This window comes from Dongia sp. (assembly GCF_041909655.1).
GTDB lineage: Bacteria > Pseudomonadota > Alphaproteobacteria > Dongiales > Dongiaceae > Dongia.
Window position 1 is genome coordinate 87199 of the sequence record NZ_JAYRDA010000006.1, and the last position, 13305, is coordinate 100503.

Consider the following 13305-nt stretch of genomic DNA (forward strand, 5'->3'; position numbering starts at 1 on the left):
ATGAGCAATCCCCTGAAGGATAAACTTGCCGCCGGCGGCTGCGTCACCTGCCATTGGGCGACGCTGGGCTCGCCCTCGGCCGCGGAATTGATGGCTGAATCCGGTCCCGACAGCATCGTCTTCGACATGCAGCACGGTTTGTGGGACCGCGTCAGCCTGGAACATGCGATCGGCCTGGTGCGGCATCGCACCGTGCCGGTGGTGCGCAGCGCCGATGACAGCGATTTTGCCATCGGCTCGGTGCTCGATGCCGGTGCCCGCGTCCTCATCGTCCCCATGGTCGATACGGTGGCGCAGGCAAAGGCGGTCGTGCGCAAGGCGAAATATCCGCCGATGGGCAGCCGTTCGGGCGGCGGCACCCGGCCGATGCTCGATTACAAGAGTTATATCGGCGGTGCCAATGAAGACATCCTGGTCGCAGTGATGATCGAGACCGCCGAGGCGGTGGCGAGCGCAGCCGAGATCGCCGCCATTCCAGGCATCGACATCCTCTTCATCGGCCCGTTCGACCTTTCCATGTCGCTCGGCACCTTTCCCGATTTCGGCCCGAAGCACGAAGCGGCGGTGCAATCGGTCCTCGCCGCGGCCAAGGCCCATGGCAAGACCTGCGGCATCTTCACCCCCTACGCGACCCAGGCCGCCGACCGGCGCGCGCAGGGTTTCCAATGGGTGGTGCTGTCCTATGACCAGAGCCTGGTGCAGGACGCGGCCAAGGGTGCCGTCGCCCGCGCGGCGATGGGCACGGGACCAGACCTCGTCAAGAACGCCATTGCCCTGGTAAGCGGTGCCAATGGCGGTATCGGCAGCGAGACCGTGCGTGCCCTGCTGCGCGGCGGTGCCGCGAAGATCTATTGTGGTGCGCGCAATGTCGATTCCCTGCGGCAACTGACAGCGGTGGCGCCGGACAAGCTCGTGCCGGTGCAACTCGATGTGACTGATGCCGGCAGCGTCGCCAAGGCGGCATCAGCCTGCGGCGACGTGACCTTGCTGGTCAACAATGCCGGCTGGAATTCGAATGAGGGTCTGTTCACGCCGAACGCCATCGACAATGCGCGGCGCGAGATGGAGATCAATTATCTGGGGACGCTGGCGATGGCGCAGGCCTTCCAGCCGATCCTCGCCAGGAATGGTGGTGGCGCGATGGTCAACCTCATCACCGTGGTGGCGCATGCCAATCTGCCAGTGATGTCGACCTATGCGGCCTCGAAAGCGGCACTGCTGTCGCTGACGCAAGGGCTGCGAGCGGAGCTGAAGCAGCAGGGGACCCATGTGATGGGGGTGTTGCCGGGGGCGGTGGATACGCCGATGACGCCGGGCTTCGAGGGCATGAAGATGCGTCCGTCGGCGGTGGCCGAGGCGATCATCCAGGGGCTGCGTGCCCGCATGGAAGACATCTATCCCGGCGCCATGGCGGCGGGTGTGGCCAGCGGCATCGCCCTCAATGCCAAGGGCGTCGAGCACGAATTTGCGAATTATCTGCCGGAGCGTTCCGCCGCGCGGCCAAAATGATCCAGGTCGATAACATCGTGAAGCGCTTCGGTGGCATCCGCGCCGTCGATGGTTGTTCGCTTGCCGTGGCGAAGGGGTCGGTGACCGGCCTTATCGGACCCAATGGGGCGGGCAAGTCGACCCTCTTCAACATCATCGCCGGCATGCTGGCGCCCGATGGCGGATCGATCATGCTCGACGGCAGGGATGTGACTGGTTGGCCCGCACATAGACTGTTCCGCGAGGGTCTCGCCCGCACCTTTCAGATTGCCCATGAATTTGCCCGCATGACCGTGCTGGAGAATCTGATGGCGGTGCCGGCGGGCCAGTCGGGCGAGCGGCTGGTGAATACCTGGCTGCGCTGGGGCGCGGTCAGGGAGGAAGAAAAGAAAATCCGGGCGCGCGCCGAAGAGGTTCTCGACCAACTGCGCATCGATCACGTGAAGCACGAACTTGCCGGCAACCTTTCCGGCGGGCAGAAGAAACTGGTGGAACTGGCACGGACCATGATGTGGCATCCCAAGGTCGTGCTGCTCGACGAGATCGGCGCCGGCGTCAACCGCACGCTGCTCGCGGAAATCGCCGGGGAGATCGAGCGCTTGAACCGGGATCACGGCTATACCTTCTTTGTGATCGAGCATGACATGGATTTGATCGCGCGGCTTTGTGATCCGGTGATCGTGATGGCCGAGGGCCGCGTTCTTACCCAGGGCTCGATGGCCGAGATCCGTGCGAATGCGGAGGTGATCGAGGCCTATCTCGGTGGCGGCAAGGGGAAGCCAGGCAAGGTGCAGCATGGCGCTGCTTGAGGCATCCGGGCTGGTCGGTGGTTATGGCGGCATGGATATCCTCAATGGTGTCGATCTCAATGTCGATACGCCGGAAATAGTGGTCATCATCGGTGCCAATGGTGCCGGCAAATCGACCGCGATGAAGGCTCTCTTTGGCCTTGTTGCCTTGCGCAGCGGCAAGGTGGTTTTCGACGGCGCCGAGGTGACGGGCCAGATGCCCAATCAATTGGTCGCACGCGGCATGGGCTATGTGCCGCAGGAGCGCAATGTCTTCCGCAATCTCACCGTGCGCGAGAATCTGGAGATGGGGGCTTTTCTGAAACCCGCTTCCCAGGCGCGCATGCTGGAGCAGGTCTTCGCGCTGTTCCCGGTGCTGATGGAAAAGGCGAGACAGCCAGCGGGCGAGCTGTCCGGCGGGCAGCGCCAGATGGTGGCGGTCGGCCGCGCCTTGATGGCCGAGCCCAAGCTGCTGATGCTGGACGAGCCCACGGCAGGGCTTTCGCCGCTGGTGATGGCGCAGATATTCGAACGCATCGTCGCCGTGAATGCCGCCGGGATCGGCATCCTGCTGGTAGAGCAGAATGCGCGCCAGGCACTCAGCATCGCCCATCGCGGTTACGTTCTGGCGACGGGGCGCAATCGCTTCACCGGAAGCGCGGATGCCTTGCTCGCCAATCCCGATATCGGCCAATCCTTTCTGGGCGGGTGAGGGAAGACATGGCCGAGTTCATCAATCTCTATCTTCTTCCCGGCATCGCGGTCGGCTGCATCTATGCCTTGGGTGCCGTCGGTATCTCCTTGATTTTCGCGATCCTGCGCTTCGCCCATTTCGCCCATGGCGATCTCATGACGCTGGGCGCCTATATCGCCTACAGTTTGGTGGCCGGTCTCGGTTGGTCGGTCTATGCGGCCTTGCCCTTTGCGCTGGTCGTCGGCGCGGTGGCGGGCATGAGCATCGACCGTGTCGTCTACAAGCCGTTCCGGCGCTCGGCCGGCATCATTGTCGTCATCGCCTCGTTCGGCGTGATGCTGGTTCTGCGCTCGCTCATCCAGCTCATCTGGGGTGTTGAAACCCTGTCCTACGAGACCGGCATCCGCCGACCGGTGCCGCTTTTCGGCGACATCAAGCTGGCGCAGAAGCATATCGTCATCATTATCGTCTCCCTGGCGATCGCTGCCGCCCTGCACTGGTTTCTGAGCCGAAGCCGCATGGGCAAGGCGATGCGCGCGATGAGCGACGATGCCGATCTCGCCCGTGTCTCCGGCATCGATACCGAAAAGGTCGTACGCTGGACCTGGATCATCGGCGGCGGCCTTGCGGCGGCGGCGGGGATCTTTGCCGGCATCAATACCAAGCTTCATCCCAGCATCGGCTGGGATCTGCTGCTGCCGCTCTTCGCGGCGGCGATCCTGGGCGGGATCGGGCGGCCCTATGGTGCCATCGTCGGCGGGCTGGCGATCGGTGTGGCGCAGGAGGTTGCGACCTATCCCTGGTTCAGCGATTTGCCGCTGGTGCCGCCGGCCTACAAGAATGCGGTCGCCTTCTTCGTCATGGTGGCGATGCTGGTCTGGCGGCCGACGGGACTCTTCAAGGGCAGGGTGCTCTGATGGACATCCCGATGTTCGGCCTCTTCATGTACGCGCTCAGCTTGCTGACCATGATCGGGATCTATGGCGTGCTGACCCTGGCGCTCAATCTGCAATGGGGTTTTGCCGGTCTCTTCAATGCCGGCATCGCCGGCTTCTTCGCCGTGGGTGCCTATGTGACCGGTATCCTGACGGCGCCCGAAAGTTCCAATCATCTGGGCGGGTTCGGCTGGCCACCGCTGGCGGCGCTGCCGGTTGCCATGCTGATCAGCGGCATCATCGCCTGGCCGATCGGGCGCATCTGCCTGGGCCTCAAGGGCGATTACCTCGCCATGGCCTCGATCGGCATCGCCGAGATCATCCGCCTCGTCTTCAAGAACGAAACCTGGCTTGCCAATGGGACGATGGGGATATCGACCGTGCCGCGACCCTTCGAAAGTCTCGGCCAGCCCTGGGGCAACATCGCTTTCCTCGCACTCGTCGCCGCATTGGTGCTGGTGCTCTACCTTGCCGCCGAGCGCGCCTGGACTTCACCCTGGGGCCGTGCCATGCGCTCCATCCGCGACAATGAATTGGCGGCAGCGGCGATCGGCAAGGATGTGGTCCGCTTCCGTCTCGAAGCCTTCGTGATCGGGGCGATGGTGATGGGATTGGGCGGGGCACTCTCCGCCATGTATTTCAAATTCATCGGCGCCAGTGCCACCGAACCCCTGCTCACCACCTTCCTCGTCTGGGTGATGCTGATCATTGGCGGCAGCGGCAACAATCGTGGGGCGTTGCTGGGCGCGGCCCTGGTCTGGCTGATCTGGTCGGGGACCGAGCTCTTCACCAATCGCCTGCCGGCGGAATGGATTACCCGCTCGTCTTACCTGCGGGCACTCCTCATCGGCGTGCTGCTGATTGTCGTGCTGCAGCGCTTCGCCAAGGGCGTGCTGCCGGAACGTCCGCCAAAGCGCATCGATTAGGGAAGGTTGGATGCGATTTCGGTCAGGCTTGCGATGGGAGTCGTGCGCCTGAGCAGATCGTATTCGAGCGGCCCATCCTGACGTCGCAGCCAGAAGACACGGAAGCCGAAGCGCGCGGCCCCCATGGCGTCCCAGGCATTGCTGGAAACAAAGCCGATGCCGGAGGCTGGCAGGCCGAGCTGTTCCACAGCCATGGCATAGACTCGTGGATCGGGTTTGTAGAAGCGGAGGCGCTCGACCGAGAGCAAGGGGTCGAGTTGGTTGATGAGGCCGGCGCTGGCAAAGGCTTCGCGCAGCATGGCTCCCGTACCGTTGGAGAGGATACCGAGCCTGAGCCCGCGCGCCTTCAGAATTTCCAAAACGGGCGCCACATCGGGGAACGGATCGAGCCGGCGATAGGCTTCGAGGAGGTCGCCGCGCAAGGCCGCATCCGTGACGCCATGCTGTGCCAAGGCGAAGTCGAGTGCCTCTGCGGTGAGGATGTCGAAGGGCCGGTAATCGCCGGCAAGCGAGAGCGTCCAGGTATATTCAAGCTGCTTCTGGCGCCACAGGGTCGAGATCGCCGCGGCGTCAGCGCCCAGGCGAGCCTGGTGCCTGGCGACACTCGCATGGATGTCGAGCAGGGTCCCGTAGGCATCGAAGAGCAAGGCGGAGAGGGCCATTGGCGTTCCCCTCGAAATGCGATCGGCCCGTCTCTCGAGAGAAAGACGGGCCGATGCGGTGGATGGCTATCCGTTACGGGTTGACGAGGCCGATTTGCTTGTAGCCGTCGCCCTCGACCACGAAATGGCCGATGACGCCGGGAATGTCGCCATTGGCGTCGAATTCCATCTCGCCGGTGGCGCCGGAATAGTCGATGTCCTTGCCGGCGGCGATCAACTCCTTGGCCTTCTTCCATTCGCCGGGCAGGATCTTTTCACCCGGTGCACTGGCCACCTCGCGCAAGGCATCGCGCACTTTGGCGCGGTCGGTGGAGCCGGCCTTCTCGACCGCGAGGGCGGCCAGCATGACCGAGTCATAGGTCTGGCCGATGAAGATCTTGTCCTTGGTGGTCTGGAACTTGGCCGTATAGAGGGCCTCGAAAGCCTTCGCGGCATCGCTTTCCGGAGCAGAAGGCGAGGTGAAGAACGAGCCCGCCAGATTCTCGGCGCCGATCTGCTCGATGAGCTTGTTGTCGCGCAGACCGTCCGTGCCGACGAAGCGGGTGAAGAGATCGTTCTCCAGCGCTTCCTTGACGATGGTGGTGCCGGAATCGCCGGCATAGGCGATCAGCACGAGGGCTTCCGGCTTGTCCTTGGCGAGGGTGCCGAGTTCGGCCATGTAGCTCTGCTGCTTTTCCTCATGCTTCACCTCGGCCGTGATCATGCCGCCGCCGGCCTTGTAGGCCTCGGCGAAGCCGGTCGCGAGCGGTGTCGCGTAATCGTTGTTGGCATAGGTAAGGGCGACCGTCTTGATGCCCTGGTCCAGTACCAGCTTTGCCAGCACGACGCCCTGATAGGCATCCGAGGGCACGATGCGGAAAACGGTGTCGTTGTCCTTGAGCCCGGTGAAATCCGGCGAAGTCGCGGTGGGCGAGATCAGGGGGACGCCGGCCGGGATGGTGACGGCATTGGCGGCGGCCAAGGTCGTTCCCGACATGAGCGCGCCCGCAACGATCGGCACATTCTCGATATTGACCAGCTTGGTGGCGGCGTCGACGGCGCCTTGCGTGGCGCCGGTCGTGTCGCCTACCACGGTCACCATCTGGCCGTCGAGCAGGCCGCCACCGGCATTGACCTCGTCATTGGCCAGGGTCACCGCATCCATCATCGGCGGGATGAAGCTGGCGATCGGGCCGGTGACGTCGAAAAGGATGCCGATCTTGGTATCGGCGGCGAGGGCCGGTGTTGCCGTCAGGGCGGCGAGAGTGGCGAGGCTCGCGGTTGTCAGCAGAATGCGACGCATATTCATGATGTCATGTCTCCCAGTTTTCTGGCTTGCCGTTTATTCGGCAAATCTCAGGTGAAGGCGTTGAAGGTGATGAGGGTGAGGGTGTCCTTGACGAAAGGCAGGGTCTGCAGTTCCGATGTGACGAAACGGCCGACATCCATTTCGGTCGGCAGATAGCATTTCACGAGCAGATCGTATTGCCCCGAGATCGAATAAAGCTCGGCGATCTGCTGGACCGTATCGAGGGCCGTTTCGGCCACCTCATAGGCCTTGCCGGGGTCGCATTTGACCATCACGAAGATCGGCCGCATGGCTGGCAACTCCTTGTTCTCGGGTAAAATCCTGGCGGCATGTTGCCCCGCCGGCCAGCCAAAATCCAGTCCCGGCAAAATCCAGCCCCGGCAAGGCACAATCCGGTGATGGGTCAATCAGGTGACGGCGGCCCGCCGGTTGAACTCGGGGCGGCGCCATTCCTCCTGGGCCAGGACCGTCTTCAACACGGCCACGGCATCCCAGATGTCCTGATAGCGGAGATAAAGCGGTGTGAAGCCGAAGCGCAGGAGATCGGGGGCCCGGAAATCGCCGATGACACGACGCGCGATCAGGGCCTGCATGATCGGATAGCCGTGGTTATGCCCATAGCTGACCTGGCTGCCGCGCTGGCGTCCATCGGCGGGGCTGGCGAGGCCCAATCCCGTGCCACCGCATTCCTGTGCCACCAAACGGATCATGAGGTCGCCGAGCGCCAGGGATTTCGCACGCAACTGGCCAAGATCGATCCCGTCGAAGGTTTCAAGGCCGCATTGCAGCGCCGCCATGCCGATCACCGAGGGGGTCCCCACCAGATAGCGCTCGATCCCGTCCCGTGGGCGGTAGGCGGTGTCGAAATCGAAGGGCTGGGCATGGCCGAACCAACCGAAGAGGGGTTGCTGTGCCGCGCCCAGCCAGCGCCGGGCGACATAGAGAAAGGCCGGTGCCCCCGGGCCGCCATTGAGATATTTGTAACCACACCCCACCGCGAAATCGCAGCCATGGCGGTCGAGTTCGACCGGCATGGCGCCGGCGGAATGGGCAAGATCCCAGAGCGTGAGAGCGCCCACATCGCGGGCGCGGGCGTTGATCGCCGCCATGTCGTGCCGGCGGCCGGTGCGGTAATCCACATCAGTCAGCATGACGATGGCGACATCGTCATGGATGCGGTCGAGCACTTGTTCCGGCCGGACCAGTTCCAGACGGTGATCGCGCCCCAGCAATTGCGCCAAACCCTGCGCCATGTAGAGATCGGTGGGGAAATTGCCGATATCAGACAGGATGATCTTGCGCTTGGGCCTCAGGCTCAAGGCCGCACTTAGGAGCTTGAAGACGTTGAGCGAGGTCGAATCGCAGACCGCCACTTCGTCTTCGCTGGCGCCGATCAGCGGTGCCAGCTTGGCGCCCAGCCGTTTCGGCAGATCGACCCAGCCATGGGTGTTCCAGCCGGTGATAAGATCGTCGCCCCATTGCCGGCGGATCACCTGATCGACATGTGCCGCCGTTGCCTTGGGCAGGGCGCCCAGCGAATTGCCGTCGAGATAGACAACGCCTTCGGGCAGATGAAAGCGGTCGCGCGCAAAGGCGAGCGGGTCGTCGCGATCCAGCTGTTCGCAGTGAGCGCGGTCGAGAGACTGCATCAGAGGCTCCGCAGAATGGCGCGCACCGGGCTCGAATCGGCGCCGGCGATCTTGAGTGGCAAGGCAATGAGTTCATAAATCCCGAACGGCACCGCGTCCAGCACCAGTCCTTCCAGGATCGCCATGCCATGCCGCGCCACGGCGAGATGTGCGTCCATGGTCTTCGACGTTTGCGGATCGAGCGATGGCGTGTCGGTGCCGATGAGGCGCACGCCGCGCGCGGCCAGTTCATCGATGAGAGTGGCATCGATGGCGGCGAAGTTCGCGTCCCAATCCAGCTGCGGGGCGCGGTCATAGGTGCGGATGAGAACGCGCTCGATGCCGGGCTCGATCTGCGGGAGGATCTCGGCACAGCCGATCAGCGCGCCGGCCTGCCGGCCGTCGACGACTAGCGCGGGGCCGAGATAGCGGGCGGGATCGACCGCGTCGATGGGTGCGCCCGCGGCATCGTAGTGGAACGGCGCATCGGCATGGCTGCCGCTATGGGTGGAGAGGGTGAGGGCGGAGACATTGACCGGAACGCCCGGCGCCATCGCCCAAATCCGCCGGAGATCGAACGCGGTATCGCCGGGCCAGACCGGCAGGCCGACGCGCAGGGTTTGGGAAATATCGTAGATCTGGGACATGGGGCGCCTTGACTAGGCGCAACCATAGCCGAGGGATGCTGGATACGGAAGCCGGCGTTACTTGGGCGCCAGGACGAAGAAATAGACAGCCGCCAAGCCGCCGCCCACCAGGACCAGCAGCCACAGCAGAATGCCCATCATCTCCATCGCGCCCAGCCCCTTTTTCACGGGCTTGACGGCGGCAGTGTCGCCGCCGCGTCCAGCCACGATGTCCAGCGCTTTCTGTTCGTTTTCCCGGCGGCTCATATCGTTCACTTGCGGCGGGATGCCGCTTAGAGGGAAAGTCTAAGTCCTGCCGACTTAACAAGAGCTTAACCCTGCTCCAATCAGGGTTATGATCCTATTTCGCGGGATAGAGCTTGTCGGGATCGGCGACGATCTCGGCGACGATTTTGGGGGCACCGTCACGGATCGCGGTGAAAAAACAGGAGCGACGTCCGGTATGGCAGGCGACGCCCACCTGATCGACCATGAGGAGCAGGCAGTCCCGGTCGCAATCGGCCCGCAACTCGACCAGGCGCTGAATTTGACCCGAAGTATCGCCCTTGCGCCACAAGGCCCGGCGCGAGCGCGACCAATAGACGACACGGCCGCCGGTCAAAGTCTCGCGCACACTCTCGCGATTCATCCAGGCCATCATCAGGACCTCGCCACTGTCGTGCTGTTGCGCGATCGCGGGAATGAGGCCGTCGGCATCGAATTTGAGGCCGTCGATGAAGGCGGCAAGGTCGGGCGTGATGTCGGTCGTCGTCATGGCGATCACCAAATGGACATGGGTTGCTTCACGTCGCCCTCGGCATAACGCGAGAGACGGAAGGCGCGAAGCGGGAGATTGCTGTTCTTGCCGGTCGCCAGATCGCACATCACGCGCCCGACAATCGGCCCCAGCGCAAAGCCATGGCCGCAGAAACCGGTGGCGATCAGCAGGCCGGGATGATCCGATGGCGCATCGAGAACGGGGATGCCGTCGGGCAAGGAATCGATGTTGCCGGCCCATTGCTCGGCGATGCCCACGCGCCCGATCCCGGGAAAATCCCGCTGCAGCACACTTACCGCGTTTTTGAGGCGCTGCTGCTGCGGCAGGATCTGCGGCTCGCGCTCGTGGATTGCCGGGAACTTCGCCTCGTCACGCCAGGGCATGCGTTGTGCGAAATCGCGCAGCATCGGCGCGCCGATATGGAGGTCGATACCCTTCTTGCTGTCGAGATAGGGCTTCCAATACCAAGGCGTCAGCCGCAGATGATCGAGCGTCAGATCGACATCGCCGTGGAGGCTGGAGGCGATGTTGAAGGAGCCGTCCTTGCGCTTCCGGAAGGCGACATTGTCACCCACGAAAGCCGCATCGGTCAGATGCGGCAATATATTGGTGCGGGCGACCGAGGCGCGGATATGGGATTGCGGCAGGAAGATGCCGAGCCCCTTCAGGATGCGCCAGGAACTGGCACCGGCCGAGACCATCACCTTGTCGGTCTTGATGCGGCCCCATTCGGTGACGATGCCGACCACCTTGCCCCCGGCGCGTTCGATCTCGACGGCGCCGCAGCCTTCCAGCACAACGGCGCCCAAGTCACGCGCGCGTTGAGCGAAGGCAGGCGCCACCTTGCGCGGTTCGGCATGGCCGTCGCTGGCCGTGAAGAGACCACCCAGAATGGGGCCGCTATGACCCGGCAGCAGATTGGCGGTTTCGGCCGGCGACAGCAATTTTGAATCGAGGCCCATATCCCGCGTGTCCTGGAACCATTTCTCGCGATAGGCCATGGTGGCTGGGCGATTGGTGACATAAAGCGCGCCGCCCGGATTCCATTCGAGATCGGTATTGAGCTCGGCCTCGAGCCCGCGCCAGATTTCCTTGCAGGCCTGCATCAGGGGAATTTCGTCGGGGTCGCGCATCTGCACGCGCACGAAGCCCCAGGCGCGCGAACTCTGCTGCGCAGCGACGCGGGATTTGTCGATCAGCACGACTTTGAGGCCGGCTCGGGCCATGTAATAGGCGCTGGCGCAGCCTTGAATGCCGGCGCCGACGATGACGATATCCGCAGAAGCGGGAACGGCATTGGGGGCAGGCTGGGCAGGGATGCTGGTCAAGCGGTGACTCCTCGGAAGCGCGGCCGGATATTGGGGCGGGTTGGCAAGGGAATGTCCGGTTTCGGCGCATGACTGTCAATCGGGCCACATCGGGCGACATGCGCAAATGGACATCACGGCATGCGGCGCGGGCATTTGACGCAGGTCGGGGCCTTCTGGGAGAGTGCCGCGCCGCCCGAGGTCAGTCATGCCCGGGCCTGCCGGGGGGTATATGGGTCGTTGGACGGGAATTGCGGGGCTGCTGCTGGCGGCTCTTTTCTGGGGCGGCATGATCCCACTGACCAAGTATCAATTGGAACGCTGGGATCCCTATTTCCTGGTCGCGGTGCGCTCGCTGGGGGCGGCACCCTTGCTGTTCCTGATGATGCTGTGGACCGACCGCAATCGCCCCGCGCCGGTACATGTTCCGGCTTCGAAGGTCTGGTTTTTCGGTGTCGTCGGCAATGGCGGCTTTGCCATCCTCTATACCGTGGGCGTGCAATTCAGCGATCCGATCCTGGCGGCAATCCTCACAGCCGCGGCGCCGGCCGTCGCCGCCGTGACCGACCGTGTCTTCTTCCGTCTGCCTTTCAACAAGCTGATGGTGCCCGGCATCATCGCCAGTGTTGTCGGCTGCGCGCTGGCCTCGATCGATGGCAGCGGCGAGGGCGGCATCGCGTTTGGTGGCGGCGAGCTGCTGGTGCTTGCATCAACCGTGTGCTGGGCGTGGTACTCGACGGTGGCACAACGCTGGTGCCCGGACTGGTCGCAGGTGCGCATCACCTTCGCCACGATGGCGACGTCGGGGACGGCTATGTGCGTGATCTATGCCGTGCTGGCGCTGGGCGGCTGGGTTTCCTTCCCGCCGTCGCCGCCGGAAAGGTGGGAAGAGGCGTTCAGCCTCGGCTGGTATATCGTCACCGTGATGGTGCTGGGTGTCGTTCTATGGAATGCGGGCGTGCGCGCAGTCGGCGTCGTCACCGCCTCGCTCTATATCAACCTCACACCCTGCGTCGCCATCGTGATCCTGGTCATGTTGCAAGGCGCGCAGCCCACCACCCAGCAATTGCTGGGTGGCGTCCTGGTTCTTGCCGGCATCGTCTATTCGGAATGGCGCATCCTGACGGCGAAACAGCCGGTCAGGTCCGTTTGAACTTTCCTGCCGCCTTCCGCTTGGCCAGCAGGCAGATGAGGTCGCAGGCGAGATGGGCGGCGGCGAGGGCCGTGATCTGGCTCTGATCGAAAGGCGGGGCCACCTCGACCACATCCATGCCGACCAGATCGAGTTCGGTGAAGCCGCGCACGATTTCCAGCGCCTGCGCACTGGAGAGACCGCCCGAGACCGGCGTGCCGGTGCCGGGTGCGAAGGCCGGGTCCAGGCAATCGATGTCGAAGGTGAAATAGGCCGGGTGATCGCCGACGATGCGGTTCACTTCCTTGATCACCGCCTGCGGTCCGTTGGCATGCACCCATTGCGCATCGAGGATGTTGATGCCCATGAAGTCGTCGTTCCAGGTGCGGATGCCGATCTGCACCGAACGCTTGGGATCGATGAGGCCGTCCTTTACCGCCTTGTAGAACATGGTGCCGTGGTTGAGGGAATCAGGCGTATCGTCCGCCCAGGTGTCGCAATGGGCGTCGAAATGGATGAGCGAGAGCGGCTTGCCGAATTTTTCGACATGCGCCTTCAACAGCGGATAGGTGACGTAATGGTCGCCGCCGAAGGTCAACATGCGCGCACCCGATTTCAGGATATGGCGTGCATGATCGACGATGGCGTCGTGGATCGTCATCGGGTTGTGGACGTCGAGATAACAATCGCCGAAATCGATCACGGCCAGATTCTCGAAGGGATCGAAACCCCAGGGATAGGGTTTCAGCGAGGCCACTTCGGCGGAAGCCAGCCGGATGCCCTGCGGCCCAAGCCGCGCGCCGGGGCGATGCGTGGTGGCGAGATCGAGCGGCACGCCGCTGATCACCAATTCCGCATTGGCGAGGTCCTTGCTGTAATTGCGGCGCATGAAAGAAAGCACGCCGGCGAAGGTGGGTTCGAGGGCGAGGCCGTAGGGTGATTTGCGCGCGATGGCGCCGTCGATCTTGATCTCGCTGTGGTCATGCTGGTCGGTGGCCATGTTGATGTATTCCGTTCCTGGGTTTGCTCATTTGGGGATCTCCCCCAATGGTC

15 protein-coding genes are annotated in these 13305 nt (G+C 63.5%); 6 read left to right on the forward strand and 9 right to left on the reverse strand.

Annotation, left to right across the window (positions count from 1 at the left end):
* Genes ACE3PR_RS13625 through ACE3PR_RS13645 form a run of 5 tightly spaced genes read left to right on the forward strand, consistent with a single transcriptional unit; the run spans position 1 to position 4831 of the window.
* Positions 1 to 1509, forward strand: a complete 1509-nt coding sequence (locus ACE3PR_RS13625; protein ID WP_374372837.1) for an SDR family oxidoreductase — start codon at positions 1 to 3, stop codon at positions 1507 to 1509.
* On the forward strand, positions 1506 to 2297 hold the full coding sequence (locus ACE3PR_RS13630) for an ABC transporter ATP-binding protein (protein ID WP_374372839.1): 792 nt from the start codon (positions 1506 to 1508) through the stop codon (positions 2295 to 2297). The genes ACE3PR_RS13625 and ACE3PR_RS13630 overlap by 4 nt, the downstream gene beginning before the upstream one ends.
* Entirely contained in the window at positions 2284 to 2988 is a 705-nt protein-coding gene (locus ACE3PR_RS13635; RefSeq protein WP_374372840.1) for an ABC transporter ATP-binding protein, read from the forward strand. Before ACE3PR_RS13630 ends, ACE3PR_RS13635 begins: the two co-directional genes overlap by 14 nt.
* 8 nt (positions 2989 to 2996) lie before the next feature.
* On the forward strand, positions 2997 to 3887 hold the full coding sequence (locus ACE3PR_RS13640; protein WP_374372842.1) for a branched-chain amino acid ABC transporter permease: 891 nt from the start codon (positions 2997 to 2999) through the stop codon (positions 3885 to 3887).
* Positions 3887 to 4831, forward strand: coding sequence for a branched-chain amino acid ABC transporter permease (locus ACE3PR_RS13645; protein WP_374372845.1), 945 nt, complete (start codon positions 3887 to 3889; stop codon positions 4829 to 4831). The genes ACE3PR_RS13640 and ACE3PR_RS13645 overlap by 1 nt, the downstream gene beginning before the upstream one ends.
* Here the strand turns inward: ACE3PR_RS13645 and ACE3PR_RS13650 are convergent.
* The 8 genes from ACE3PR_RS13650 to ACE3PR_RS13685 all read right to left on the reverse strand — a co-directional run bounded on the left by ACE3PR_RS13650 (position 4828) and on the right by ACE3PR_RS13685 (position 11141).
* Positions 4828 to 5493 (reverse strand): haloacid dehalogenase type II, encoded by a 666-nt coding sequence (locus ACE3PR_RS13650; protein WP_374372847.1) that lies wholly within the window; start codon positions 5491 to 5493, stop codon positions 4828 to 4830. The two genes, ACE3PR_RS13645 and ACE3PR_RS13650, sit on opposite strands and share 4 nt — an antisense overlap.
* A gap of 73 nt (positions 5494 to 5566) precedes the next feature.
* Positions 5567 to 6781, reverse strand: coding sequence for an ABC transporter substrate-binding protein (locus ACE3PR_RS13655; RefSeq protein WP_374372849.1), 1215 nt, complete (start codon positions 6779 to 6781; stop codon positions 5567 to 5569).
* Between the two features lie 47 nt (positions 6782 to 6828).
* On the reverse strand, positions 6829 to 7071 hold the full coding sequence (locus ACE3PR_RS13660; protein WP_374372851.1) for an Lrp/AsnC ligand binding domain-containing protein: 243 nt from the start codon (positions 7069 to 7071) through the stop codon (positions 6829 to 6831).
* A gap of 117 nt (positions 7072 to 7188) precedes the next feature.
* Complete coding sequence (gene kynU, locus ACE3PR_RS13665) at positions 7189 to 8430, reverse strand: kynureninase (protein ID WP_374372853.1); 1242 nt, start codon at positions 8428 to 8430, stop codon at positions 7189 to 7191.
* On the reverse strand, positions 8430 to 9056 hold the full coding sequence (gene kynB, locus ACE3PR_RS13670; protein WP_374372856.1) for an arylformamidase: 627 nt from the start codon (positions 9054 to 9056) through the stop codon (positions 8430 to 8432). Before kynB ends, kynU begins: the two co-directional genes overlap by 1 nt.
* Before the next feature lie 57 nt (positions 9057 to 9113).
* Positions 9114 to 9302, reverse strand: a complete 189-nt coding sequence (locus ACE3PR_RS13675; protein ID WP_374372859.1) for a hypothetical protein — start codon at positions 9300 to 9302, stop codon at positions 9114 to 9116.
* A gap of 94 nt (positions 9303 to 9396) precedes the next feature.
* Complete coding sequence (hisI, locus tag ACE3PR_RS13680; RefSeq protein ID WP_374372861.1) at positions 9397 to 9810, reverse strand: phosphoribosyl-AMP cyclohydrolase; 414 nt, start codon at positions 9808 to 9810, stop codon at positions 9397 to 9399.
* A 5-nt stretch (positions 9811 to 9815) separates the two neighbouring features.
* On the reverse strand, positions 9816 to 11141 hold the full coding sequence (locus ACE3PR_RS13685) for an NAD(P)/FAD-dependent oxidoreductase (protein ID WP_374372863.1): 1326 nt from the start codon (positions 11139 to 11141) through the stop codon (positions 9816 to 9818).
* Positions 11142 to 11352: 211 nt separating this feature from the next.
* Between ACE3PR_RS13685 and ACE3PR_RS13690 the strand changes: the two genes are divergently transcribed.
* The gene (locus ACE3PR_RS13690; RefSeq protein ID WP_374372865.1) at positions 11353 to 12273 is read left to right on the forward strand and encodes a DMT family transporter; all 921 of its coding nucleotides are present in this window, start codon (positions 11353 to 11355) and stop codon (positions 12271 to 12273) included.
* On the opposite strand, the gene speB is transcribed toward ACE3PR_RS13690, so the two are convergent.
* On the reverse strand, positions 12260 to 13252 hold the full coding sequence (gene speB / locus ACE3PR_RS13695) for an agmatinase (RefSeq protein ID WP_374372867.1): 993 nt from the start codon (positions 13250 to 13252) through the stop codon (positions 12260 to 12262). The genes ACE3PR_RS13690 and speB overlap by 14 nt on opposite strands.
* Positions 13253 to 13305: the final 53 nt, after the last annotated feature.

Bases quoted from the DNA above. Each gene is read 5' to 3' on its own strand.
- ACE3PR_RS13635 (WP_374372840.1), top strand. From the start codon at position 2,284: ATGGCGCTGCTTGAGGCATCCGGGCTGGTCGGTGGTTATGGCGGCATG.
- kynB (WP_374372856.1), bottom strand. From the start codon at position 9,056: ATGTCCCAGATCTACGATATTTCCCAAACCCTGCGCGTCGGCCTGCCG.
- ACE3PR_RS13675 (WP_374372859.1), bottom strand. From the start codon at position 9,302: ATGAGCCGCCGGGAAAACGAACAGAAAGCGCTGGACATCGTGGCTGGA.
- ACE3PR_RS13645 (WP_374372845.1), top strand. From the start codon at position 3,887: ATGGACATCCCGATGTTCGGCCTCTTCATGTACGCGCTCAGCTTGCTG.
- ACE3PR_RS13690 (WP_374372865.1), top strand. From the start codon at position 11,353: ATGGGTCGTTGGACGGGAATTGCGGGGCTGCTGCTGGCGGCTCTTTTC.
- ACE3PR_RS13625 (WP_374372837.1), top strand. From the start codon at position 1: ATGAGCAATCCCCTGAAGGATAAACTTGCCGCCGGCGGCTGCGTCACC.
- ACE3PR_RS13640 (WP_374372842.1), top strand. From the start codon at position 2,997: ATGGCCGAGTTCATCAATCTCTATCTTCTTCCCGGCATCGCGGTCGGC.
- ACE3PR_RS13630 (WP_374372839.1), top strand. From the start codon at position 1,506: ATGATCCAGGTCGATAACATCGTGAAGCGCTTCGGTGGCATCCGCGCC.
- speB (WP_374372867.1), bottom strand. From the start codon at position 13,252: ATGGCCACCGACCAGCATGACCACAGCGAGATCAAGATCGACGGCGCC.
- ACE3PR_RS13655 (WP_374372849.1), bottom strand. From the start codon at position 6,781: ATGAATATGCGTCGCATTCTGCTGACAACCGCGAGCCTCGCCACTCTC.
- ACE3PR_RS13660 (WP_374372851.1), bottom strand. From the start codon at position 7,071: ATGCGGCCGATCTTCGTGATGGTCAAATGCGACCCCGGCAAGGCCTAT.
- hisI (WP_374372861.1), bottom strand. From the start codon at position 9,810: ATGACGACGACCGACATCACGCCCGACCTTGCCGCCTTCATCGACGGC.
- kynU (WP_374372853.1), bottom strand. From the start codon at position 8,430: ATGCAGTCTCTCGACCGCGCTCACTGCGAACAGCTGGATCGCGACGAC.
- ACE3PR_RS13650 (WP_374372847.1), bottom strand. From the start codon at position 5,493: ATGGCCCTCTCCGCCTTGCTCTTCGATGCCTACGGGACCCTGCTCGAC.